This is a genomic window from Halolamina sp. (assembly GCF_036626355.1).
GTDB lineage: Archaea > Halobacteriota > Halobacteria > Halobacteriales > Haloferacaceae > Halolamina.
In genome coordinates this window covers 1-22,306 of record NZ_JAZKRY010000018.1, presented here as the reverse complement: position 1 = coordinate 22,306, position 22,306 = coordinate 1, and the positions used below count along the sequence as shown (strand labels likewise).

Genomic DNA, 22,306 nt, shown 5'->3' with positions numbered 1-22,306 from the left:
AATGATCTCGAAGGGCTGTGAACAGTGTGCCGCCGGCGGCAAGATGGTGATGTTCGTCTACGGCTACTGTGACCAGCGGGACTGTTTTTACTGCCCGCTCGGCGAGAACCGGAAGAACGTCGAGCAGGTGTACGCCAACGAACGGCCCGTCGAGAGCGACGAGGACGTCATCACCGAGGCAAAGCGGATGGACGCGCTCGGCTCCTCAATCACCGGGGGCGAGCCCCAGGAGGTGCTCGAACGTACCTGTCACTACATCGAACTGCTGAAAGCGGAGTTCGGCGAGGACCACCACATCCACCTCTACACCGGCATCCCGGGCGGCCGGGAGAACATGCGCCGCCTGGCCGAGGCCGGCCTGGACGAGATTCGCTTCCACCCGCCCCTGGAGCTCTGGGGCGACATGCACGGCACCGAGTGGGAAGAGATTCTCTACATCGCCCGCGAGGAGGGGATCACGCCGGCGTTCGAGATCCCGGGTATCCGGCCCGAACCGGAGTTCATGGAGTTCATCGACGAGGGCGCCGCGGACTTCTGTAACATCAACGAGTTCGAGATGTCCGACGGCAACTACCGTCGGATGCAGGAGGAAGGGTTCGAGCGCAAGGAGGGCCACATGTCCGCCGTCGAAGGGGGCCGCGACGAGATTCTCGACGTCATGGGCGACCACGAGAAGGTGTACTTCTGCACCTCGGTGTTCAAAGACGCCGCTCAGCACCGGCGCCGACTCAAGCGGATGGCCCGCAACGTCCGCCGGGAGTTCGACGACGTGACCGACGACGGCACGCTCGTGTACGGGAAGAGCTACGCCGACCCCGAACACTTCGAGGCGCTTGGCGTCCCCGAGGAGTTCTACACCGTCAAATCCGACCACGTCGAAGTGGCGTGGTGGCTGCTGGAGGAGATGGTCGAGGACGGCGACGTGACCGACGGCGAAATCGTCGAACAGTACCCGAACTACGACGGGACCGTGGTCGAGCGGACGCCGCTGGCCTGATTTCCAGGACGGCGTTGCAGGCGTGGTGATTGTGTTTACTATCCTCTAGATCTGTCCTCGACGGTGGCGCGACCCGAGCGAGCAGGGGCTTTCACGGTGGTGCTGGCCACCTCATCAGACGAAAACCCCGAAGTAGCGTCTCCTCGACAAACCCCACACAGTCCAGACACCCCACCCATCGCTCGAAAACGGTTAAGTGCTCACCGCCGACACACACGATAATGACCGGGGACCCCGACGGCATGCTCTCCTGGGACGAGTCGGTGTTCCGTAACGAGTCCGTCTTCGAGGTGGACTACGTCCCCGAGACGTTCAAACACCGCGAGAGCCAGCTCGAGAGCCTGAAATACGCGCTCCGGCCGGCCGTTCGCGGCTCCCGGCCGCTCAACACCGTCGTGCGCGGGCCGCCCGGGACGGGGAAGACTACCGCCATCCAGAAGCTGTTCGGCGAGCTTGGCGTCGAGGCACCCAACGTTCGCACCGTCCGGGTGAACTGCCAGGTCGACTCGACCCGCTACGCCGTCTTCTCCCGGCTGTTCGAGAACGTGTTCGAGTACGAACCGCCCTCCTCCGGCGTCTCGTTCAAGAAGCTGTTCGGCCAGATCGCTGACCGGCTGGTCGAGGAGGACGAGGTGCTCATCGTCGCGCTCGACGACGTCAACTACCTGTTCTACGAGAACGAAGCCTCCGACACGCTCTACTCGCTGCTGCGCGCCCACGAGGCGCACTCGGGGGCGCGCATCGGCGTCGTCGTCGTCTCCTCGGACCTCTCACTCGACGTGATGGAGGAACTCGACCCCCGCGTCCGGAGCGTGTTCCGCCCCGAGGACGTCTACTTCCCCGTCTACGACGCGCCCGAGATCGCCGACATCCTCGGCGAGCGGGTGAAGCGCGGCTTCCACGAGGGTGTGCTCGGCACGCAGGAACTGGACCGCGTGGCCGAACTCACCGCCGAGAGCGGCGACCTCCGGGTCGGCATCGACCTGCTGCGCCGCGCCGGGCTGAACGCCGAGATGCGGGGCTCTCGAACCATCTCGGAGGAGGACATCGAGGACGCGTACGAGCGCTCGAAACACGTCCATCTCGCCCGGAGGCTCCGCGGGCTCTCCGATTCTGAACGCGCGCTGGTCGAGGTGCTCGCCGAACACGGTGGCGAGCAGGCCGGCGACGTCTACGAGGCGTTCCACGACCGGACCGACCTCGGGTATACGCGCTACTCGGAGATCATCAACAAGCTCGAACAGCTCGACGTGGTCCAGACTGAGTACGCCAACGTGGAGGGCCGCGGGCGCTCTCGGTCGCTCGAACTGGCCTACGATCCCGGGGCTGTGCTCGACCGCCTGGAGTAATGCGCATCCGTCATCTCGTGCTCGCCACCGCCGACCCGGCGAGCCTGCGCCCGTTCTACGCCGACGCGCTCGGCCTCCCCGTGAGCGACACGCCGACCGGATTCATCGTCGCCGTCGGGGAGTCCGCCGTCGAGTTCCGGCAGGCCAACACCGGCACGGACCCGTTCTATCACGTCGCCTTCTCCGTCCCAGGCGGGTCCATCGACGACGCCGCCGAGTGGCTCGCCGTGCGTACGGACCTCCTCACCGACGATGACCGGGAGCGCTTCCGCTACGAGTTCATCGGTGCCGACGCCATCTACGCCGCTGACCCGGCGGGGAACGTGCTTGAACTGCTCGCCCGCGACGGGCGCGACCGGCCGGACAGGCCGGAGATGGTCGGACCCGATGTGGAGGACAAGCCGTTCGGTCCGGCCTCCTTTCTCGACGTCGGTGAGATCGGTATCGTCACTGAGGAGGTGTGCGGGGCAGCCAGTGCGCTGGATGACGTGTTCGATCTCCCCGGAGAGCCGAACGAGGGCGGTGATTTCGCCTACCTCGGCGACGCTGACGGCGCGTTCGTTCTGGTCGCCCCGGGTCGGCGCTGGTACCCGACCGACCGCGAGGCCGCGCCGTCGCCGCTGACAGCCGTCGTCGAGGGGTCGGCGACGACGGTGTCGATACCGGAGGGGCCGGTGTCGGTGGTCGGCGTCGACACTGCTAGTTCTGGTTAGAACACCTCGCCGGTCGGCCGCCACGCCTCGCCGACGCGGGGCTCCTGGCCATACCGGCTCGGGCTAGAACTCCTCTACGTGCGGCCGCAGGTCCAGCTCGAGTGTCCACGCTGACCGGTCCTGCTCGACCAGGTTCCAGTAGCTGTCGGCGATCGCGTCCGGGTCGAGATACGCCTCGGGGGTGTCGACATCGTCTGACGGCGGGAGGATGCCGCCGTCAAGCACCGCGTGGGCGACGTGAATCCCCTCGGGTCCGAGTTCCCGAGCCATGGATTCGGCGAGGCCGCGGGCCGCGAACTTCGCCGCCGAGAAGCCGACGGCGCCCTCTCGCCCCCGAATAGAGGTGGTCGCGCCGGTGAAAATCACGGTGCCGCCGCCGGCGTCGGACATGTCCGAGACGGCCTCCGTTGAGCAGAGAAAGGCACCGCGGGCGCCCACGTCCAGCGCGTGGTCGAACGATTCGGTCGAGCAGTCGAGCAGCCCGTCCCACGTCGCCGCGCTGGCGTTGTTGACGAGCACGTCCACGGGACCGAACGCCTCCCGAACCGTTGCGAACGCGTCCTCGACGTCCGCCTCGTCGGCGATATCGCAGGCGACGGCGATGGCGTCGTCCCCCAACTCGTCGGCGAGGTCGGCGGTGACGGCGGTGGTTCGTGCCAGGAGCGCGAGCGAACAGCCCTCGTCGTGGAATCTCCGTGCGACCGATTCGCCGAGTCCTGGGCCGACCCCGGCAATGACGACAGTTCGTGCCATACGGTTCGTGGGGTTCGGGGAAGCATCAACCCCACGGCGATTCGGGAACGGATGTACGGTGGCGCGAAGCGCTCGCGCCCTGTGTGCGAGCAAGCGTGAGGGACAAACGACCGGAGGGAGTGAGTCGATTGGGGAGGACCGTGGGCTGTGCAGTCGGGCGGGGCTGAAAGGGGCTTTCACAGTGTTGCTGTCCTCTATTGGGTTACGAGAACCTATAGCAGCCGAACCAACCGTACCAGGCTACCTCTTCAAAGAGTACCGAACCAATGAGCGTCGGTGTACATATCCACCCCCCGGTCCAACCAGCGGTCATGAAGCAGACCGGTGGTAGCGACGAGGCGAAGCGGCGGGCCGGGGCGTCGGCGGCCCAACTTCCGGAGGACGGCGACGTCGTCGGAGTCGGCACGGGGAGCACCGCGGCCTACGCCATCCGGACGCTGGGCGAACGGGTCGACGCTGGCCTCGATATCCGGGGCATCCCGACGTCCTACCAGTCACGAGCGCTGGCGCGGGAGGCCGGCATCCCGCTGACGACGCTCGACGACGACAGCGTCGATATCGCTATCGACGGCGCCGACCAGGTCGCCGAAGCAGGGACGCTGGTGAAAGGCGGCGGCGCCGCTCACGCTCGGGAGAAACTGGTCGACACCGACGCCGACCGCTTCGTCGTCGTCGCCGACCCGACGAAACTCGTCGAGCAACTCGACGTTCCGGTTCCGGTTGAGCTGCTACCCGAGGCCCGTCGACCGGTTATCGACGCCGTCGAACAGGCCGGCGGGAAGCCGACACTGCGTGCTGCAAAGCGGAAGGACGGCCCCGTCGTCACCGACAACGGAAATTTCGTGCTCGACTGCGCGTTCGGCACCGTCGACGACCCTTCGGGGCTGGCCCGAACGCTCGAAACGACACCTGGTGTCGTCGAACACGGCCTGTTCGTCGGTCTCGTCGACGAGGTTCACGTGGGCAGCGAGGACGGCGTCGAACGGCGAGAGTGCTGAGTCGAATCTTGGCGTCGAACGCCGTCGCTATCGCATTTCGGGCTGTGAAAAAGCGGAGACTGCGTAAACCTAATTAGAGGTCGCGCGGCTGCACCGTCTTCCGGTCGTTCTCCTCAGCGCGCCGGGCGGCGTCCTCGAGAAGCTCCTCGACTTCCTCGTCGAGCGCACCGTAGAAGTCCGAAGCAACGTTCTTCTCATCGAGATACTCCTTAACAGCAGCCTTGACGATAAGGTTGGACATGTGCACCCGTGGCTACTGGGTGGTACTTAATAAGATTTCCCAAATCAACCGGAGAGGCCACCGACAGTCCTGATTTCGTGATTGTTGGGGGTGTTCCTGCCAACCAGCTGATACAGACGGTGTGTGAAATAGCCACAGTGTGACAGCCGGCAAATAAGTTCGTTCCGCTCGTAGCCGGGCGAATCGTGTGAAAGAGGCACAAGCTTATTCAATCGGGCTTCGCGTAACTACAGTCGCCGACACCGGTGGAGCTCGGCAGCAACGATGTCACGTTGTGACCACTGCGGCTCGCACGTCTCAGAGCGCTTCGCTCGCGTGTTCACGGACCAAGATGGACGACTGAACGCCTGTCCGTCGTGTGCCGCGAACGCGGGAATCGCGGAGGTCGCGAGAGACCGAAACCGCACGACGAACCACTGACGGGGTATCGCGAACCAACCGCGTCGGAGCCGGCACGGCGGCGAACGGTTGTCGCCGTGTCGTCTCGAACCAGCGCTTTTTGACCGCGGGGCTTACCAGCTACCGCTTACTCAGTGGGGGTGTGCACTACGTCTACGTCCTCGAATGCGCCGATGGCTCGCTCTATACGGGCTACACGACGGACGTAGCGCGGCGGGTCGCCGAGCATAACGCCGGCGAGGGCGCGAAATACACCCGCGGCCGGACACCGGTCGACCCGGTTCACATCGAGGCGTTCGAAACGCGCTCGGCAGCGATGTCCCGCGAGTACGAGATCAAACAGCTCTCCAGGCCCGAGAAGGACCGACTCGTCGCCGACGGGACGGCTGATTAGCTTGTAACCCACTCGAACTCGGCGTCACGGGACGCGCCTCGCGGGGTCGAGTCTCCCCGTACTGGACCTACCACTCGGGTTCGTTCTCGATCTCGATGAACTCGGGGGCGCGTTTGGCGTAGATGCCGACACGATAGCCCAGTTTGCAGGTGCGGTTGCGGAGGTCTTCATCGGTGAAGACGTACTGTGAGCCGCTCCCGAGCTCGCCGGGCTCCGGCTCACGTTCGCGCTCCTCGAACTTGTTGCGAGCACCGCGCAGCCCAACCTGATTCGGAAGCGTCCAACCGTGGACTCCCCGCACGGTGGTGCGCATATCGTTGAGCGTGCCGGCGATGGTGCCGCCGCCGGCTGCGACGAGCAGTCCGACGACGGTCTGGTCGTACTCGTCGTACGAGCAGTAGTCGTGGAAGCTACGGAACGCGGCGGAGTAGGAGCTGTGGTAGACCGGCGAACCGAGGATAACGCCGTCGGCGGCGCGCATCCGCGCCATCAGCTCGGCGGCGTCGCCGGCGTCCTCGGTGTCGACGTCGGGATCGTAGAGCGGGAGGTCAGCCGCCGCGAGGTCGATGAGGTCGGTTTCTACACCGGCGGTTTCGGCGGCGTCGAGCGCGTAGTGAAGCGCGGCCTTGGTGTAGCTCCCGTCGCGCAAACTGCCGCTGACGGCGACGACACGGGTCATGGAACCGAGTTCTCGGGCGCCGGTGAAAAGCACGCGGGAACGGGGCGGCTTTTTCCGCTCGTCCCTCCAACGGAGTCACATGACCGACCCCACCGATGCGATCCATTTTGGCACTGATGGCTGGCGCGCAACGCTCGAGACGTTCACTGACGAGCGCGTCCGTATCGTCGCCCAGGGTGTCGCTGACTACCTCCGCGACACCGGCACCGACGCCCCCGTCGTCGTCGGCTACGACGCCCGGCCATCCTCACCGGGGTTCGCCGAGAGCGTCGCCGACGTGCTGAGCAAGAATGGGTTCGACGCGGTGCTGCCCGAGCGGGACTGCCCGACCCCAACCGCCGTCTGGACCGTCGTCGACCGGGACTACGCCGGCGCCATCGTGCTTTCGGCGTCTCACAACCCGCCGGAGTACAACGGGATCAAATACTTCCCCAGCGACGGCGCGCCGGCGATGCCCGAGGTCACTGACGCCATCGAAGCGAACCTCCGGGAGCCGGAGGCGCTGCCCGACGAGGAGCACGGCGTGGTCATCCGCGATGACCTCGTAACGCCCCACACCGAGGCGGTGGCGGAGTTAGTCGCCGAGTACGGGTTCGAACGAGGAACGAGCCGAGCGAGTTCCTCGGAAACGCAAGCAGGGCGAGAGCAGAGCTCTCGCGGGCAGCCGGCGACGCCGACGGGGAGCAACGCGACCCGCGAGCGAGGCGGCGAACTCGACCTCTCGGGCGTCACTGTGGCCTACGACGCCATGCACGGCTCGGGTCGAGGCGTCACCGACAACCTGCTCGAGGCCGCGGGCGCGAGCGTCGACCGCATCCGCTGTGACACTGATCCCGAGTTCGGTGGCAGCGCGCCTGAACCCGCCGAGGAGAACCTCCACGCGCTGGTCGAGCACGTCCGCGCGGGCGAGGCAGACCTCGGCATCGCCAACGACGGCGACGCCGACCGCATCGCCGTCGTCACGCCATCGGGCTATCTCGACGAGAACCTCTTCTTCGCGACCACCTACGACGCGATGCTCGAGGAGCACGACGGGCCGGCGGTTCGCACCGTCTCCACGACGTTCCTCGTCGACCGGGTGGCGAATGCTCACGACCAGCAGGTCGTGGAGACCGCGGTCGGCTTCAAATGGGTCGCCGACGCGATGGGGACCCACGACGCGCTCATCGGCGGCGAGGAGTCAGGCGGGTTCTCTATCCGTGGGCACGTGCGCGAAAAGGACGGCGTGCTGATGGCGCTACTGGCCTGCGCCGTGCAGGCGGCCGAACCGTACGTCCACCGCCTCGAAAAACTGGAGGACGAACACGGTCGTATCGTCGCCGACAAACTCAGCGTCGACTGCCCCGACGACGAGAAAGCCCGCGTCCTCGAGGAGCTGGAGGACGTCATCCCCGACGAAGTTGCGGGCGTCCCCGTCGAACGCACCGTCACCCTCGACGGCTTCAAACTGCTCTGTGAGGACGGCTCGTGGCTGCTCGTTCGCCCATCCGGTACCGAGCCGAAACTCCGGGTCTACGCCGAGGCCTCCTCGGAGGCCCGTGTCGAGGCGGTGCTCGCGGCCGGCCAGGAACTGGTCGCGCCACTGGTGTGACGATGTCCGGGAACGACCCAGCCAGCGAGCCGGCTGTCGCCCTCGTCCCAGCCACCGGCTCCGGGGTGGAGTGGATTCACAGCCTGCTCGAAAGCGCCGACCTGCCGACGGCGGACCTCGGCGCTGAGCGGAGCGCCGGCACAGGCCCAGCGGGACAGAGCGCCGACGCGGACGACCCCGCCCTCTACGTCGTCAGAGCAGACCTCGGCCGGGTAGGCTGTATCGGTGTCGAGGGCTACGGCGACGCCGGCCTCCTGCGCTCGGCGGCGATTCGGGAGCGCCACCGGGGCGAAGGCTACGGCCGGGGCGCAGTTCGTACACTCGAAACGGAGGCCCGCGAGGCCGGGATCGAGCGCGAGGCCGTCCCCGAAGCGGTCAGGGGGTCGGCGGAGTACAGCCATCTCTGTCCGGAGACGGCGGTGCCGATGTACCGGGAGCTGTGAGCTATCCCGACCGAATCCCGTAGAACCGGTCGCCCTCCTTCTCGATCTCGAAGCCGAGGTCCTGCCAGAACCCCCTGACACCGGCCCGGAAATCAGCCGTCACCGGGCCGCCGATGGCGGTGGCTGCTGTCTCGACGAGCGCGCTCCCGATGCCCTGTTTCCGGTACTCCCGGCGGACCGCGACGGACTCGATGTGGTTGTCCTCCAGCACCAGCGCGCCGATAACCCATTCTTCGGCCTCGGCGATGAGCACGTCGCCCCTGGCGACCGCCCGGCGGACCGTCGAGGCGTCGATCTCCAGCAGCGAGCCCTGGAGCACGCGGATAACCGGCATCGCGTCGTCATCGCCGGCACGCCGCAGCTCGATCTCCTCCGGGAGGTCGACGCGGTCGGGGATCTGAAGCGACGGCTCAGGTGGGGACGGTTCGGTCGTCTCCGCTGATGCCGAACCCCCCTCTTCGCCAGCTGAACTGTCTGCTGGTGGCTGCCCTGTCTGTCCGGCCGATGGGCCTGGTTCGGCTGGCTCCTCTGTTTCAGGCGGTTCCTCGGCTTCGACAGTCTCGTCCGCTTCGGCTCCCGCCCCGGTTTCGACTGCACCGTCGGTTTCGGGTGGACCAGCAGCTTCGTCTGGAACGGCCGGTTCGGCGGCGCGCCCCGTATCAGGTCGAGCCGATGGCGTGCCGTTCGTCTCTGCGTCAGGGCGGGCCGACGGCGCGCCGCTCGTTCCGGTGTCCGGGCGCGCGGAGGGCTCTCGGCTGTCGGCGGTTGCCTGCGCCGCCGCCTCGCGTTCGCTCGGGGTGCTGTCTGCGACGAGCGCGGCCGCACTACCGATGGCCGAGAGCAGTTCGTCGATACGCGGGCGGTCGGTTTTCGAGTTGCCGCGGTGGGCGAACGTCTCTATCGGGTCGCTCCAGCGCAGGTCCAGCACGATCGTCGCCGGCATCCGGCCGATGATGTCGTGAAGCCGGCCGAGCAGTCCGTACCGGGTCGGCTGGTCGTACCGTTTGCCCAGCGTCTTCTCCGGGTCGGCGACCACTGGAAACGGGAGGTGATACTGTTTCTGCCACTCCCTGGCCGTCTCGCGGTCCTCAGGGAGTACCGACACCACCTCGGCGTCGCGCTGTTCGAACTCCTCGTAGCGGCTCTTTACCCGCCGGACCTGCTGTCGGCACTCGCTACAGTAAAAATCACGGTGGAGCAGGAGCACGACGTACGAAGCCTCCAGCTCCGACAGCGAGAGCGGGTCGGGCCCGGGCCCGACGTTCGGCAGGGCGAAACCGCTGTTCATGAACCGAGTGACGGGCTCATCCTACAAAACGCCGACGCACCCGGCGGGCGAGCGACACGGCTGCCGTGGTGCGAGCGAACGGGCGAATCAGCCGCCGGCCACCAGCCGGAGCACCCGCACTCGGTCGGCCTCGATTGGCGCGTCCTCGGGGACCGGCGACTCGTCGACCAGCACGGTCACTTCGTGGGGGCTGTAGCCGAGCTCGCGACACAGCGCGGCGTAATCGGCATCGTCGGGGAGCGAGATGGTTTGCTCACCCTCGCCGACGACAGTCGCGGTGACCTCCATACCGGGAGTGGGGCGTCCGGTCGCCTTTACCGTTGTCTTCGTCGGCGGTCGTATACTTCCTACCGCGGCGCGAGCGACCGGCCGGCCGAGCGCGCTCCGGTCCGTTTATGCCCGCGCCCCGCCCCTCTGTACCTATGAGCGAGGCCGACGCCGAGGACGCCAGCGCGGGCCGAGAGATCTGGATCGAGAAGTACCGCCCGCAGACGCTCGAAGAGATCCACGGCCAGCAGGAGACTATCGAACGCCTGCAGAGCTACATCGAGGGCGGGGAGCTCCCGCACCTGTTATTTTCAGGGCCAGCAGGCGTCGGTAAAACCACCTCTGCAACCGCCATCGCCCGCGAGATCTACGGCGACGACTGGCGGGGGAACTTCCTCGAACTCAACGCCTCCGACGAGCGCGGGATCGACGTCGTTCGGGACCGCATCAAGAACTTCGCGCGCTCGGCCTTTGGCGGCCAGGATTACCGTATCATCTTCCTCGACGAGGCCGACTCGCTGTGCGTACCACCCGGAACGGAGGTCGTTACAGGCTATCCGTCCTCCCCAGAGGTCAAGAAGATAGAGGAAGTGAGTTCGGAAGGTGAACCGATACCGTCGGTCGATTTCGAGACGAACGAGATACAGTCGGACAAGGGGAAACTCGTCGACTCCGGCGTCGCCGACTTCTTCGACGTCGAACTGTCCGAGGGGAGGACGGTCACAGCGAGTCTCGGCCACCCATTCTTCACCGTGAACGACGAGGGCGGACTCGTCGAAACGGAGCTCCGGGAGTTGCGTCCTGGGGACGAAATCGCCGACTTCCGGGACGACATCGGCGTGTCCCCGTGTGAGGCCTGCGGAGACTGGACGGCAGGTCGATTCTGTTCTGTCCCCTGCAAGAACGAAGGTCACAGCGAGGAGCTCGGGCACCTCGTGCGTTCGGACTGGGAGTACGAGGTCGCAAACACGTTGCAGGACGCAGGAGTGGAGTACGAACCATCGTTCGAACTGTCGGACTCGGTGTTCCACCCCGATTTCCTCGTCGGTGATACTGTCGTCGAGGTCAAGGACGTCGCCGCACTCCGGGGGCAAACCGAGAAGGTAGAGGAATTCCTCCAAACGTACGGCGACGAGGAGCTTCCGCACGACGAACACTACGGCCGAGACGAGTTCTCGCCTGCAGTCGTATCTGATGGCGGACGACAGGATGTCGAAACCGTCGAAGTGGAGTCCATCACACACAGCCATCGGGGAAAAGCCTACAACATCACGATGGAGGGAACCCCCAACTTCATGCTCGCGAACGGGCTGTTGACTCACAACACCTCGGACGCCCAGTCGGCGCTCCGCCGAACGATGGAGCAGTTCTCTGACAACACCCGATTTATCCTCTCCTGTAACTACTCCTCGAAGATCATCGACCCCATCCAGTCCCGCTGTGCGGTGTTCCGCTTCTCGCCGCTCTCGGACGAGGCCATCACCGCCCAACTCACCGAGATCGCGGAGGCCGAAGAGATCGACGTCACCGAGGAGGGACTCGACGCGCTGGTCTACGCCGCCAACGGCGACATGCGCCGGGGAATCAACAGCCTGCAGGCGGCCGCGACGACCGGCGACGTGGTCGACGCCGAGGCGGTGTACGCCGTCACTGCGACGGCCCGCCCCGAGGATATCGAGGAGATGGTGGCCGCCGCCGTGGCCGGCGACTTCCCGAAAGCTCGGGCGACGCTCGACACCCTCCTGACCGACGTGGGGATGGCTGGCGGCGACGTCATCGACCAGCTCCACCGTTCGGCCTGGGAGTTCGACCTTTCCGAGCGTGCGGTGGTTCGCCTGCTCGAACGGCTCGGCGAAGCCGATTATCGGATCGCAGAGGGCGCGAGCGAGCAGGTGCAGCTGGAAGCGCTGTTGGCAGCGCTCGCACTCGACGACGAGGCGTAGACCGCTCGCGAGCAGCGCGAGCAAGCGGGCCAAGGAACCCCCGAAGGGGGTGACGCAGGCTTTTGGTCGAGCTTTTGCCAGGGAGCGAGCGCAGCGAGCGACCGCAGCAAAAGGTCGATGCGCTTATTCACGACGCTCCGAAACACCGAGCGTATGCAGCCGCTCCACGCCCGGTACCCGTTCTTCGACGCGGCTCGCGAGGCCGTCGGCGAGATGGGTGTTTCCGTCCCCACGCTGGCCGAAGCCGGCGACCCTGCCGTCGAACGCGGCCGCGAGCGCGTCGAGCGCGCGCTGACCGAAGGGACGACCGCGCCAGCGGAGCCGAGCCGGTGGGGCGACCGCGACGAACTGCTCTCCTACCCGGTGGCTCGCCTGCTCGTCTCGCTTCTCTCAACCGGGAAGGCCGTCGAGAAGTACGCCGCCGCGGAGGCGTCGACGGCCGCCGGTCGCTTCGCAGAGGATATCGAGGGCGGCGACGACGGGCTCCAGAGCACGACCGACGTCTCAGTCTCGCTCCCGCGGGTGCTCGAGGAGTTCGAACTACACGGCGCCGTGCGCGAGGAGACGGTCGCCGGGGACGACGTCGCACACCGAGTAGGCGCGGCGGGACGGACGAGCGCCGGCGGGAGCCACGAGCAGTGGTTCCGGGTCGACGTTGCCCGCTATCTCGCGCTCTCCTCGGGCGACTGGAGCGGCGACTGGCGGCTTGTCAACCGCGAACTCGGCGCCGGCGAGGTGCGGGTGAGAAAGGAGGAGCTCTACGGTGCCGACGGCCGTGGCCTGCTCGTCGAGGCAGTGCGGCGCCGGGTCGCCGAAGGATTGCCCTTCGACCTGACCGAAGAGCGCACCGAGACGCTCTCGGATGCGCTCGCCGAACCGCTCTCGGAGCTCAATGATCTCCTGGGCGAGCGGACCGCAGTCGGACAGATCGACGCGGTCGTCCCGACGTTGTTCCCGGAGTGTATTGCGGAGCTGCAGGAACGCGCCGCCGCCGAGGGGCTCGACGAGCGTGAGGCGTTCGCGCTGCTCTCCTTCCTCGCCGCGATCGGCCTCGACGAGGAGGGGGCGGTGCAGTTCTGTACCGAGACGACGCTCTCCGATCAGCAGGTCAGCTACGTGATGGCGCGGGTGAGCGAGAAACGCGGCGCGCAGTATCCGCCGCCCTCCTGTGAGACGCTCGAAACGTACGGAATCTGCACGAACCAGCAGGGCCACCGCGAGCGGGCCGACCATCCGCTCACGCTCTACCGGCAGCGGATCCGCGAGACGCCGCCGGAGGAGCGGGTCGATTGGCGGGAGCAAGCCGAAACCGACGCAGAAACAGCCTGAGCTACTCTCTCGTTGCGAGATAGGCGCCGACGGCCCCCATGAGCACCACGAAGCTGACGAGCGATCCGACGATCGCGTAGGCGCCGGTGGGAGAGAGACCGGCGTCGCCGAACATCACGCCGATAGCGAGAAACACGGCGACGAGCAACGCGACTGCGCCCATCGAGAGGGCGATTTTGGGGCGCATCTCCTCGTCGATATCCATACCCGAACTCCCCGGGGATTAGCCTAAAGCACTTCGATGCAGGGGCGACAGGCGAGTTAGCGGCGCGACGACCGACCGACGGCGGTCAGGAGAGCGCCGCCGCCGCTTCCTCGACGGTGAGCGTGCCGTCCGCAACTGCCTGTAGCAGCTTTCGCACTGCGTTGTCGGCTTCAACGTCCTCGTCCTCGGTCTCCTCCGCACCGTCCGCGGCCGCTGCGGCCTCCTTCAGGCTCACCTTCTTCGACTGGCCGGCAAGTTCAGGCAGGTCGACGCCATCGGCGATGGCGGTCTCTTTTTTCACCCGGTAGTTGCCGCCGTCAGTCGTGTAGCAGTCCCCGGGGTGGAAGAAGTACCAGTCCTCGCGGTCGAACCGGACGCCGATGCGGGGTTTGGCGCCGAAGTTCTGGGAGAAGTAGACGAGTGCAGCGACCTCCTCGCCGGTGAGATAGATCGGGTCGCCTTGGGAGGATTTGGCCTCGATGGCGTAGAACTCCTCACCGTTGCCCGCGAGCACGTCCGGGAGTTCCCGCTCGGTAGCGGCGCCGCTGGCGGGTGCGCGCATGACGGCGAAGCCGGCGTCGTCGAGGCGGTTGACGAGTTCGCGCTCCCGGCGGTCGCCTTTCTTGTTCGTGGGCATAGCTGATGGTGAGTGGTGGCCGGGCAAAAGGTGGTCGGTGTCTCGTGATTCGTTTGGCGTCTTGTTGGTAGTGTGGCGTCTGGGGTCAAGAGGTTCGACCAGACTGCATACACCACCGCGGAGTGTGCTTGCACAATGGATACCGCAGACAGCAACAGCACCGTGACCATTACCGCGGAGTAGGCTTGCACAATGGGACCGCAATGTGCCGGGCACGAGGCCCGGCACAGCCCCGAGTCCTCACCGCGTTCCCGCGACGACGGCGAGCGCACGCTTCCAACCGCACCCGCGGCAGCGTGGCGTGAAACGCGAGCGCCTCCGTGCGCGAGTCAGCGCGAGGGAGGAGCGAGGGGGAAGCCCCGAGCGACTCGGCTGGGGAGGGCTTGTGGCCGCGCGGCGGAAAGCGGTGCTGTCCACGTGTCCCTGGGAACTCCGCGGTGCTGTTGGCGGTCGCTGTCGCAGTCGACCCACCAACAGTCCCAACCGAACAAAAACGGCGACCCGTAATCCGAATCAGGTCCCGTGCTGCCAGGAGGAGAGATACTCACGCTGCGCATCGCTCAGGCTGTCGAATTCGACGTCCTCGGCTGCCAGTTTCACCTCGGCGACCTCCTTGTCGAGCTGATCAGGCACCTCGTGCACCCCCGCCTCGTAGGCCTCGCTGTTTTCGACCATCTCCCGGACACAGACCGCCTGAATCCCGAAGGACTGGTCCATCACCTCGACCGGATGCCCGAGCCCCACTGGCGCGGCCAGGTTCACCAGCCGTCCCTCCGCGAGCACGTTCAGCCGGCGACCGTCCGCCATCCGGAACGACTCGACACCCTCGCGAGCCTCGTAGCGGTCGACCGCCAGCTCGTCCAGGTGGTCCAGGTTGATCTCCACGTCGAAGTGGCCCGCGTTGGCCAGCAGGACGCCGTCCTGCATCTCCTCGAAGTGGGGCTTCGTGATCACGTTGCGGTTGCCGGTGGTCGTGATGAACACGTCGCCCTCCGTCGCGGCTTCGGCCATCGGAAGCACGTCGTACCCCTCCATATGCGCTTCCAGTGCCTTCCGAGGCTCGACCTCACAGACAACCACGTTGGCGTCCTGGCCAGCCGCTTTGGATGCCACACCCTTCCCGCAGTAGCCGTAGCCGGCCACGACGACGGTTTTGCCGGCCCACGAGAGGTTCGTCGTCATCGCGATAGCCGAAAGCGCCGACTCGCCCGTGCCGTGGACGTTGTCGAACAGGCGTTTCATCGGCGTGTCGTTCACCGCGAACATCGGGTAGTTCAACTCGCCGTCCTCGTCCATCGCGCGCAGGCGGTGGACGCCCGTGGTCGTCTCCTCGGCGCCGCCGATGATGGAGTCGATGAGTTCGGGATGTTCCTGGTGGATGCGGAACACCATGTCCGCACCGTCGTCGACCGTGATGGTCGGCTCGTGGTCGATGACTGACTCGATAGCGCCGTAGTACTCCTCGTCGTCGACGCCGCGGACCGCGTAGGAGGTGACGTTCTCCACGTCGTCCAGCGCGACGCTCACGTCGTCGTGGGTCGAGAGCGGGTTGCAGCCGGTGACTGCGACCTCGGCGCCGCCGATGGCGAGCGTCTCGACGAGGATGGCGGTTTTGGCCTCGACGTGCATCGCCATCCCGATGGTCTGGCCCTCGAACGGTCGCTCGGCGGCGAACTCCTCGCGCAGCGACGCACAGATGGGCATATGTTGGAGCGCCCAGTCCATCTTCCGGCGGCCCTCCTCTCGGAGGCTCTCTACGTCGTCGACGTGTGCGGTAACGCGCTGGTAGTCGCTCATGGCCGAGGTTTCTTGGAGTGGGAGCAAAACGGTGTCGAAGGGACGTCCGGCGACGGTCGGCCGGACGCGCCGAACGTGTGGCGCGGCGACGGTCAGCCGCGCCACTCGGAAGCACGATGCGGCGACGGTCAGCCGCGCCACTCGGAAGCACGATGCGGCGACGGTCAGCCGCGCCACTCGGAAGAGCAAGCAGTAGCCCCGGAATCCCCATCGTATTTTTATCCGTTACCCATTGACGCGGTATGGTCACAGCTCTCGCAGTCGTCGGCATCCTCGTCGCGGTGTTCGTCGGCTACAACATCGGTGGCTCATCCACCGGCGTCGCGTTCGGCCCAGCAGTCGGGAGCCGCTTGGTCCGGAAAGCCACCGCAGCCGGACTGTTCACCGTCTTCGCCCTCGTCGGCGCCTGGACTGTCGGCCGGAACGTCATCTCCACGATGAGCAGCAGCATCGTCCCCGCAGCGCAGTTCACGCCGATTGCGGCCGTCGGCGTGCTCTTTTTTACGGGGCTCTCGCTGCTCATCTCGAACCTCTACGGCGTCCCCGCCTCGACGTCGATGACAGCCGTCAGCGCCATCGTCGGCCTGGGGCTGGCGACCGGCACGCTCGACCAGGCGCTGATGTTCGTCATCGTCTCGGCCTGGATTGTCGCACCCATAATCGGCTTCGCCAGCGGCGCTGTCATCGGGCGCTACGTCTACCCCTATCTGGACGGCCGCTTCGCGTTCACTCGGCTGGAGCTCCACCTGTTCCAGCTCGACCGCACAGGGTCGGTTCCGACTCCGCGCGTGAACCAGAACGCCAGCCCGCGCGACCTGGTCGGGTCAGCCCTGGTCATCCTCATCGCCTGCTACATGGCGTTCTCGGCGGGCGCCTCCAACGCGGCCAACGCCGTCGCGCCGCTTGTCGGTGTCAGTGGTCCGTTGACCGTCGACCAGGGGGTGCTGCTCGCGGTGTTCGCCTTCGGGCTGGGCGGGTTCACCATCGCGCGGCGCACGCTCGACACCGTCGGCGACGACATCACCGAACTCCCGATTCTCGCTGCGCTCATCGTCTCGCTGGTCGGGGGGACCATCATCACAGTGCTGTCGTATCTGGGCATTCCCGCGAGCCTCGCGGTGAGCACTACCTGCACCATCATCGGGCTGGGATGGGGGCGGGCGAGCCGTGCCGCGACGCTTGCTGAGTTGGCGACCCCTTCTCCCGAGGCAGGAGGGACGGGGGAGCTCACGACCGGTGCGCTGGTGCCAGAAGAGAGCGACGAGCCCGCAAGCCCGACCGTCGGCGACCTCGCCGAGGGAGAACCGGAACCGGTCGAACCCGAGCAACCGCCCGAGGTGCCGAACATCGGCGAAGCGGAAGCCGGTGTACAGAGCAAAGAGAGCCTCTTCGACGCCGCCGCAGCGGGCCGGATTGCAGTGCTCTGGGTGCTTACGCCGGCAATCGCCGTCGTCTGCTCGTACGTGCTGTTCCTCCTTATCGTGTAGCGCGCTCGACCAGTTCCGCCGCCTGCGTCTCGGCGCGCTCCTTCAGGGCCGCCGCATCCATCGTCTGCACCTCGTGGTCCTGCATCAGCACCTGGCCGTCACAGACCGTGTGGCGCACGTCGCTCCCGCTCGCAGCGTAGGCAAGATGGCTCACCAGGTCGTGGTGGGGCGTGAGGTGGGCGGCGTCGAGGGAAAGCACCGCGAGGTCAGCCTTCGCGTCTACCTCGATACGGCCGGCGTCGATACCGAGCGCCTCGGCGGAGCCCTGGGTCGCCATCCGGACGACCGCGTCGGCAGGCACCGCGGCGGCGTCGTCGGCGCCGAGCTTGCCAACCATCGCGGCGTCGCGCATCTCGTCGAACATATCGAGGTCGTTGTTCGAGGCCGCGCTGTCAGTCCCGAGACCGACGGTGACGCCGGCGTCGAGCATCGCCTGCACTGGCGCGATGCCGGAAGCGAGTTTCATGTTCGAGGCCGGGCAGTGAACGACCGCGGCGCCCGAGTTGGCCAGCAGATCGATCTCCTCGTCGTCGACGTGGACACAGTGGGCGAAGAAATCGCCGTCCGAAAGCAGCCCCACGTCCTCGGCGTACTCGAGCGGCCGGACGCCCCGTTGCTCGACGACGGGATCGACCTCGTCCTCGGTCTCGTTGGCGTGGATGTGAACCGGAATATCGGCCTCGTGTGCGCTCTCGACGGACTCCCGGAGCAGGTCTTCGCTGACCGTGGTGAGTGAGTGTGGCATCACCGCTGTCCGGATGCGGCCATCGAGTATCCTGTCGTACTGCTCGGCGAAGTTCTGGCTCATCTGTGTGTCTGCGATGGCCTGGTCCGCCGCTTTCCCGACGGTGACGAAGCCATGGCCCAGCAGCGCCCGCAGCCCGGACGCCTCGACCACACCGGCGACGTGGGGCTCCTCGAAGTACATGTCCGCGAACGTCGTCGTTCCGGTCTGGATCATCTCGAGGGCCGCCAGCTCGGTTCCGACGCGGATATCCTCCGCAGTGAGTTCGGCCTCGACCGGCCAGATGTCCTCCTGGAGCCAGGCGTCGAGAGGTTTGTCGTCGGCGTACCCGCGGAGCAGCGACATCGCAGCGTGCGTGTGGGCGTTGACCAGCCCCGGGATGACGAGGGCGCCCTCAGCATCGAGCGTTTCGTCTGCGTCGGCATCCGGGTCGGAATCGATCGCCTCGATCGTCCCGCTGAGCTGGTCGACGAGGATGGCCGCATCGACGATCTCGTGGTCGGGCCGGAGCACCTGCCCGTTCTCGATGAGCAACGTAGACATAGGCGGTGATGCGGTGGTCCACTCCCTGAAGCCGTCGGTTTGTGGTCGGGAGCCGACGGTCCATGGGTCCGACAAGGGGGAGCGACTCCGGAACAGTTCCCACGAGCGGTCGCTATCCCGGCATGGTTCCGACGAGGGTGACGATGCCGAACACCACCGCGCCGAGCAGTACGCTCACGACGAAATGGATGAGAGTGATGGCGGCGAGCAGGCGGGGCCGAACTGCGTGGAGGCGGGCGATGAGCCCGGCGTCGATGAGCACCGCCGTCAGAAGCGCGACGTAGGGGTTGAGCCCGAACGTCGCGCTGAGGAAGGCGATCGCCGCGAGTGGCGGGCCGACGACGAGATAGCGCCGCCACGGGACGTCGCCGAGCACGTTCCGTGCCGCCAGAAACGCGGTCAACGAGAGAAAGAGCGCAAACAGCAGGTAGGTGCCGAGCACCGAGACCACGGACGCCTGGAGCGGGAGCGCCGCGGCCGAGGCGAGTACGACGGCGGGGACCGAACCGAGGGACGCAAACGGTGCGACGGAGGCGGGGCCGACCATCCGAGGCTCAGGCGAGCAGGCCGAGTTCGTCGAGACGCGCGGAGATCACGTCGACGGCTTCGGCAGCGTCGTCGGGCGATTTACCCCCGGTGATGACGAGCTTCCCGGAGCCGAACAGTAGCGCGACGACGTCGGGTTCATCCAGCCGATAGACCAGGCCCGGGAACTGCTCGGGTTCGTACTCGATATTCTCGAGACCGAGCCCGATGGCGATGGCGTTGAGGTTGAGGCTCTCGCCGAGGTCAGCGCTGGTCACGATGTTCTGTACGATGATTTCGGGGTCGTCGTCGACCGGAATATCCAGCTTTCGCAGCTCGTCGAAAACGATGTTGAGACTTTCGTGGACGGCATCGGTCGACTTGGCGCCGGTACAGACGATCTTCCCCGAGCGGAAGATGAGCGCCGCGGATTTGGGCTCCTCGGTCCGGTAGACCAGCCCCGGGAACTGCTCCGGGTCGTAGTCCGCCCCCTCCAGATCCATGGCGACGCTCTGGAGGTCGAGCTCCTGGCCGATGCCTGTCGAGGCAACGACGTTCTCGATGGTGATCGTCTCTTTCGGGTCGGTCATCGCCTTAAGCCTTGACGGAGAGGTTTAAATAGGTTGGTGGGTCCCGCCCTCGGAGCGGCAGCCTCTTTTCGCCAGCCGACAGACCGACAGGCGTGTACTGTCTGGAGCTCGCCGGGGAGGACGACCCGTTTGCCACACGAGAGGCCGAAGCCGCGGCCGTCGGCGTCGAGGTTCTCGTCCCGGGGCTCGCGCTCGCCGGCCACGTCGAGTTCGCCCGACTGCGGGGGCTCGCCTACACCCACGCCGCCGACGAACTCATCGCCCGGACCGACGCGAGCGTCGACGACGCCGAACGCGCCCTCGCGATGGCGCCGTTCGAGCGCGAGGGCTCCGTCGCCGTCCGCGCCCGCGACGTCCGTGGACTCACGGGCGTGAGCACCGAGCAGGCCGAGCGCCAGCTGGGTTCGGTGCTCGTGGACAACGGGTACGAGGTGGATCTCGACAACCCGGACCACGAGCTCCGGGCGCTGTTCTCCGCCGAAGACGGACGGGACGATTCCGACGGTCGTGGCGTCGTGGAAGGGAAGATCCCGCCCACCGAGGGCGTCTGCGTGCTCGGCTGGCTCGAAGCCGAATCGGTCCGCGATTTCGGCAAGCGCCGGCCCTCCGACCGCCCGTTCTTCCAGCCTGGTAGCATGGGACCGATGGACGCCCGCGCGCTGGCCAACATCGCCGGTGCGGCGCCGGGCCGGCGGATTCTGGACCCCATGTGTGGCACCGGCGGCACGCTCATCGAGGCGGGGCTGGTCGGCGCCGCCGTCGTCGGCACCGACGCGCAGTGGAAGATGGTTCGCGGGACGAAACGAAACCTCGATGCGCTGCTCGGTGAGGACCACGAGACGGCCGTCGCCCGGGCCGATGCCACCGCTCTCCCGCTTCGGGACGACACCATCGACGGTGTGGTCTTCGACGCCCCCTACGGCCGACAGTCGAAGGTCGCGAGCCACCGGCTGGAGGACCTGGTTTTCGGCGCGCTCACGGAGGCCGACCGGGTGACCGGCGACGACGCAACCTGTGTGTTGATGGCCGACCGCTCGTGGCGAGCCGAGGCCGTCGAGGCCGGCTGGCAGGTGACCGACCGGTTCGAACGCCGGGTCCACGCGTCGCTGGTCCGGCACGTCCACGTCCTGGAGAAGCAGCCGTAATCAGTCGTCCCAGACCGCGATCACCGTCTCCCCGGCTCGGACGTCGTCGCCCTCCTTCACCCGCATGTCCGCGTGTCGGACGCCTTCGGGCAGCAGGATATCCGCCCGGCTACCGAAGCTCACGTGGCCGATTCGCTCGCCGCGCTCCAGCCCGTCGCCGACCTCGACGTACGGGTGGATGCGCCGGGCGAACCAGCCCGCAATGAGTGACACCTCGTGGTCCTCGAAGGCGATGTCGACGCGCTCGTTGCGCTCTGACTCCTTGGAGAACGCCGGCTTGTTGGCTCCGGAGCGATGGTCGACGGACTCGACGGTGCCGCCCATCGGCGCCCGGTTGACGTGGACATCGGTGACGTTCATGAACACGCCCACGCGGATGCGGCCCTCCTCCTCACGAATCACCGAAACGGCGCCGTCGGCGGGAGCGACGACGCCCGCTTCCGGCGGCGTGCGCTCGGGGTCGCGGTGGAACAGCAGCGCGCCGACCCCGAGCGCCACGAGCGCGATGCCGACCGGGCCGGTGAACGGGGTCAACAGCACTCCGAGAACGATCAGCGGGAGCCCATAGCGCCACGCGCCGGGAGCGAGGTCCGGGCCGAACATCAGGCCTCAGCCTCGCCCCGAAGCTCGCGTCGGCCGGCCGCCCACGAGGTGAGCAGGTGTGTCAGGTGAATCTTGTCGTCGGTACCCTCAGTGAGGTCGAGGTCGGCCTGGCCGGCGAGCCGGTGGAGCCGGGTGAGGCGCTCACCGGCGTACTCGTTCCGGGCGACTCGGAGGAGTTCCCGGAGGAGCTCCTCGCCGTTGTACCCCTCGTCGAGCAGGTCGTCAACGTCCGAACGGGCCGTCGAGAAATCGCCTTCCTGGGCGGCCCGGAGCACGGCAGCGAGTTCGTCGTCGTGGCCCACCTCGCCGAGCACCTCGTAGGCAGTCTGCATGGTCACCGTGTCGTGCTGGGCGGCGGTGGTCTGGGCGCTCAGCACGGCGGTCCGAAGGTCGCCGTCGGCATAGCCCGCCAGGAACTCCAGCCCGTCCTCCTCGTACTCGACGTCTTCAGCCTCGAGGATGGCCGCGAGCACAGACTCGATCTCCTTGGCGGTCGGCGCCCGCACGGGAACGGGGAAACAGCGCGAGCGGATGGGGGCGATGAGCTTCGAGGGCTGGCGGGTCGCGATGATGAACTGCGTCGTCTGGTGGTGCTGCTCCATCACCCGGCGCAGCGCCTGCTGGAAGTCCTCGCGGATCGCCTCG

The 22,306-nt window shown here is 66.9% G+C and carries 22 protein-coding genes and 4 pseudogenes; 13 read left to right on the top strand and 13 right to left on the bottom strand.

Annotated elements, in window-relative coordinates; all coding sequences use genetic code 11:
- Position 1: 1 nt before the first annotated feature.
- The 3 genes from V5A38_RS04590 (at position 2) to V5A38_RS04580 (ending at position 3,059) form a co-directional block, all read left to right on the top strand.
- On the top strand, positions 2–997 hold the full coding sequence (locus V5A38_RS04590) for a radical SAM protein (protein ID WP_332324567.1): 996 nt from the start codon (positions 2–4) through the stop codon (positions 995–997).
- Positions 998–1,218: 221 nt separating this feature from the next.
- Positions 1,219–2,346 (top strand): ORC1-type DNA replication protein, encoded by a 1,128-nt coding sequence (locus V5A38_RS04585; protein ID WP_332324566.1) that lies wholly within the window; start codon positions 1,219–1,221, stop codon positions 2,344–2,346.
- Positions 2,346–3,059, top strand: coding sequence for a hypothetical protein (locus V5A38_RS04580; protein WP_332324565.1), 714 nt, complete (start codon positions 2,346–2,348; stop codon positions 3,057–3,059). Before V5A38_RS04585 ends, V5A38_RS04580 begins: the two co-directional genes overlap by 1 nt.
- A 63-nt stretch (positions 3,060–3,122) precedes the next feature.
- Here V5A38_RS04580 and V5A38_RS04575 read toward each other — a convergent pair whose 3' ends face one another.
- Positions 3,123–3,812 carry an SDR family NAD(P)-dependent oxidoreductase gene (locus V5A38_RS04575; RefSeq protein WP_332324564.1) on the bottom strand — a complete coding sequence of 230 codons (690 nt, stop codon included), beginning with the start codon at positions 3,810–3,812 and terminating at the stop codon, positions 3,123–3,125.
- Between the two features lie 311 nt (positions 3,813–4,123).
- On the opposite strand from V5A38_RS04575, the gene rpiA reads away from it, so the two are divergent.
- Positions 4,124–4,810: a ribose-5-phosphate isomerase RpiA gene (rpiA, locus tag V5A38_RS04570; protein WP_332324563.1), complete on the top strand. Its 687-nt coding sequence runs from the start codon at positions 4,124–4,126 to the stop codon at positions 4,808–4,810.
- Between the two features lie 73 nt (positions 4,811–4,883).
- Here rpiA and V5A38_RS04565 read toward each other — a convergent pair whose 3' ends face one another.
- Complete coding sequence (locus tag V5A38_RS04565; protein ID WP_049981520.1) at positions 4,884–5,051, bottom strand: DNA-binding protein; 168 nt, start codon at positions 5,049–5,051, stop codon at positions 4,884–4,886.
- A 541-nt stretch (positions 5,052–5,592) separates the two neighbouring features.
- Between V5A38_RS04565 and V5A38_RS04560 the strand changes: the two genes are divergently transcribed.
- Positions 5,593–5,844 carry a GIY-YIG nuclease family protein gene (locus V5A38_RS04560; RefSeq protein ID WP_332324562.1) on the top strand — a complete coding sequence of 84 codons (252 nt, stop codon included), beginning with the start codon at positions 5,593–5,595 and terminating at the stop codon, positions 5,842–5,844.
- A 67-nt stretch (positions 5,845–5,911) separates the two neighbouring features.
- Here V5A38_RS04560 and V5A38_RS04555 read toward each other — a convergent pair whose 3' ends face one another.
- The gene (locus tag V5A38_RS04555) at positions 5,912–6,523 is read right to left on the bottom strand and encodes an NAD(P)H-dependent oxidoreductase (protein ID WP_332324561.1); all 612 of its coding nucleotides are present in this window, start codon (positions 6,521–6,523) and stop codon (positions 5,912–5,914) included.
- Between the two features lie 79 nt (positions 6,524–6,602).
- Here V5A38_RS04555 and V5A38_RS04550 point away from each other — a divergent pair, with 79 nt between their 5' ends.
- Together V5A38_RS04550 and V5A38_RS04545 are read left to right on the top strand one after the other, a co-directional pair.
- On the top strand, positions 6,603–8,114 hold the full coding sequence (locus V5A38_RS04550; protein WP_332324560.1) for a phosphoglucomutase/phosphomannomutase family protein: 1,512 nt from the start codon (positions 6,603–6,605) through the stop codon (positions 8,112–8,114).
- 2 nt (positions 8,115–8,116) lie between these two features.
- Positions 8,117–8,557, top strand: a complete 441-nt coding sequence (locus V5A38_RS04545; RefSeq protein WP_332324559.1) for a GNAT family N-acetyltransferase — start codon at positions 8,117–8,119, stop codon at positions 8,555–8,557.
- Position 8,558: 1 nt separating this feature from the next.
- Here the strand turns inward: V5A38_RS04545 and V5A38_RS04540 are convergent, their stop codons facing one another.
- Positions 8,559–9,845 carry a GNAT family N-acetyltransferase gene (locus V5A38_RS04540; protein WP_332324558.1) on the bottom strand — a complete coding sequence of 429 codons (1,287 nt, stop codon included), beginning with the start codon at positions 9,843–9,845 and terminating at the stop codon, positions 8,559–8,561.
- Positions 9,846–9,932: 87 nt separating this feature from the next.
- The gene (locus tag V5A38_RS04535; RefSeq protein WP_332324557.1) at positions 9,933–10,133 is read right to left on the bottom strand and encodes a ubiquitin-like small modifier protein 2; all 201 of its coding nucleotides are present in this window, start codon (positions 10,131–10,133) and stop codon (positions 9,933–9,935) included.
- Between the two features lie 134 nt (positions 10,134–10,267).
- Here V5A38_RS04535 and V5A38_RS04530 point away from each other — a divergent pair.
- The 4 genes and pseudogenes from V5A38_RS04530 to V5A38_RS04515 all read left to right on the top strand — a co-directional run.
- A pseudogene (locus tag V5A38_RS04530) lies at positions 10,268–10,633 on the top strand (AAA family ATPase); the annotation flags it as partial.
- A pseudogene (locus tag V5A38_RS04525) lies at positions 10,607–11,425 on the top strand (replication factor C small subunit); the annotation flags it as partial. The pseudogenes V5A38_RS04530 and V5A38_RS04525, both read left to right, overlap by 27 nt.
- A gap of 18 nt (positions 11,426–11,443) precedes the next feature.
- Positions 11,444–12,055: pseudogene (gene rfc / locus V5A38_RS04520) on the top strand (replication factor C small subunit); the annotation flags it as partial.
- A gap of 153 nt (positions 12,056–12,208) precedes the next feature.
- Entirely contained in the window at positions 12,209–13,384 is a 1,176-nt protein-coding gene (locus V5A38_RS04515) for a DNA primase (protein ID WP_332324556.1), read from the top strand.
- Position 13,385: 1 nt separating this feature from the next.
- On the opposite strand, the gene V5A38_RS04510 is transcribed toward V5A38_RS04515, so the two are convergent.
- The 3 genes from V5A38_RS04510 to V5A38_RS04500 form a co-directional block, all read right to left on the bottom strand.
- The gene (locus V5A38_RS04510; protein WP_332324555.1) at positions 13,386–13,589 is read right to left on the bottom strand and encodes a hypothetical protein; all 204 of its coding nucleotides are present in this window, start codon (positions 13,587–13,589) and stop codon (positions 13,386–13,388) included.
- An 85-nt stretch (positions 13,590–13,674) separates the two neighbouring features.
- Positions 13,675–14,226, bottom strand: coding sequence for a Holliday junction resolvase Hjc (gene hjc, locus V5A38_RS04505; protein ID WP_332324554.1), 552 nt, complete (start codon positions 14,224–14,226; stop codon positions 13,675–13,677).
- A 513-nt stretch (positions 14,227–14,739) separates the two neighbouring features.
- On the bottom strand, positions 14,740–16,023 hold the full coding sequence (locus tag V5A38_RS04500) for an adenosylhomocysteinase (RefSeq protein WP_332324553.1): 1,284 nt from the start codon (positions 16,021–16,023) through the stop codon (positions 14,740–14,742).
- A 242-nt stretch (positions 16,024–16,265) separates the two neighbouring features.
- Here V5A38_RS04500 and V5A38_RS04495 point away from each other — a divergent pair, with 242 nt between their 5' ends.
- Entirely contained in the window at positions 16,266–17,510 is a 1,245-nt protein-coding gene (locus V5A38_RS04495; protein WP_332324552.1) for an inorganic phosphate transporter, read from the top strand.
- Here V5A38_RS04495 and V5A38_RS04490 read toward each other — a convergent pair.
- The 3 genes from V5A38_RS04490 to V5A38_RS04480 all read right to left on the bottom strand — a co-directional run bounded on the left by V5A38_RS04490 (position 17,500) and on the right by V5A38_RS04480 (position 19,913).
- A complete protein-coding gene (locus tag V5A38_RS04490) occupies positions 17,500–18,798 on the bottom strand; it encodes an amidohydrolase (protein WP_332324551.1) in 1,299 nt (432 codons plus the stop codon). The two genes, V5A38_RS04495 and V5A38_RS04490, sit on opposite strands and share 11 nt — an antisense overlap.
- 112 nt (positions 18,799–18,910) lie before the next feature.
- Positions 18,911–19,345: a hypothetical protein gene (locus V5A38_RS04485; protein ID WP_332324550.1), complete on the bottom strand. Its 435-nt coding sequence runs from the start codon at positions 19,343–19,345 to the stop codon at positions 18,911–18,913.
- Positions 19,346–19,352: 7 nt separating this feature from the next.
- On the bottom strand, positions 19,353–19,913 hold the full coding sequence (locus tag V5A38_RS04480) for a TATA-box-binding protein (protein ID WP_332324549.1): 561 nt from the start codon (positions 19,911–19,913) through the stop codon (positions 19,353–19,355).
- 92 nt (positions 19,914–20,005) lie between these two features.
- Between V5A38_RS04480 and V5A38_RS04475 the strand changes: the two genes are divergently transcribed.
- A complete protein-coding gene (locus V5A38_RS04475) occupies positions 20,006–21,058 on the top strand; it encodes a methyltransferase domain-containing protein (protein ID WP_332324548.1) in 1,053 nt (350 codons plus the stop codon).
- Here the strand turns inward: V5A38_RS04475 and V5A38_RS04470 are convergent, their stop codons facing one another.
- Both V5A38_RS04470 and V5A38_RS04465 read right to left on the bottom strand, forming a co-directional pair.
- Entirely contained in the window at positions 21,059–21,661 is a 603-nt protein-coding gene (locus tag V5A38_RS04470; protein ID WP_332324547.1) for a protein sorting system archaetidylserine decarboxylase, read from the bottom strand.
- Positions 21,661–22,306, bottom strand: a pseudogene (locus tag V5A38_RS04465) (replication factor C small subunit 2); the annotation flags it as partial. The pseudogene V5A38_RS04465 and the gene V5A38_RS04470, both read right to left, overlap by 1 nt.